This window comes from Streptomyces sp. ADMS, from assembly GCF_033441795.1.
Lineage (GTDB): Bacteria > Actinomycetota > Actinomycetes > Streptomycetales > Streptomycetaceae > Streptomyces.
Genome location: NZ_JAVFVX010000379.1, coordinates 1 through 611 on the forward strand (window position 1 = coordinate 1; position 611 = coordinate 611).

The window sequence follows — 611 nt, forward strand, 5'->3', positions numbered from 1 at the left end:
GGCCCCCGAGGGCGACGCGGTAGGCGGTGTCGCTGCCCGCGTTGATGATCCGCAGCCGCACCCTGCGGCCGGGCCCGGCCGTGTAGATGTCCGGGTCGGCCGGAACACGGCCGTTGACCAGGTGGTGGGGGTACTTCACGTCGCCGGCGTCGCCGCCGAGCAGGTCGCTCTCGGCGCCCATGAGCATGAACCTCGACGACATCCCACGCGATGAGGCGGAGGCGGACGGGGCTGCATCGTCGCTCATGTTCCCCATGTCGTGGCCCTCCATGCCGGAGCCGGAGTCGCCGCCCATGTCCATGCCGCCCATGCCCTGCCTGAGTTCGGCGAAGACCTCGTCGGGGGTGCCGGTGACGCCGTCGACCCAGTCGTCGAGGACGACGACCCATTCGTCGTCGTAGGCCAGCGGCTCGCGCGGGTCCTCGACGATCAGCGGGGCGTACAGGCCGCGGTCGAGCTGGACGCCGACGTGCGGGTGGAAGAAGTACGTGCCGGGGGCGTCGGCGATGAACCGGTAGGTGAAGGTGCTCCCGGCACGCACGGCGGTCTGGGTGGTCGGGGGTGCGCCGTCCATGTCGTTGCGCAGGGCGATGCCGTGCCAGTGGATCGAG

Annotated in this window: 1 protein-coding gene; it reads right to left on the reverse strand. The window is 71.2% G+C overall.

Translation table 11 applies throughout. The annotated features are described in order from the left end of the window. The coding region (locus RB628_RS41145; RefSeq protein ID WP_318325734.1) for a multicopper oxidase domain-containing protein at positions 1 to 611 on the reverse strand (611 nt) is incomplete at both ends.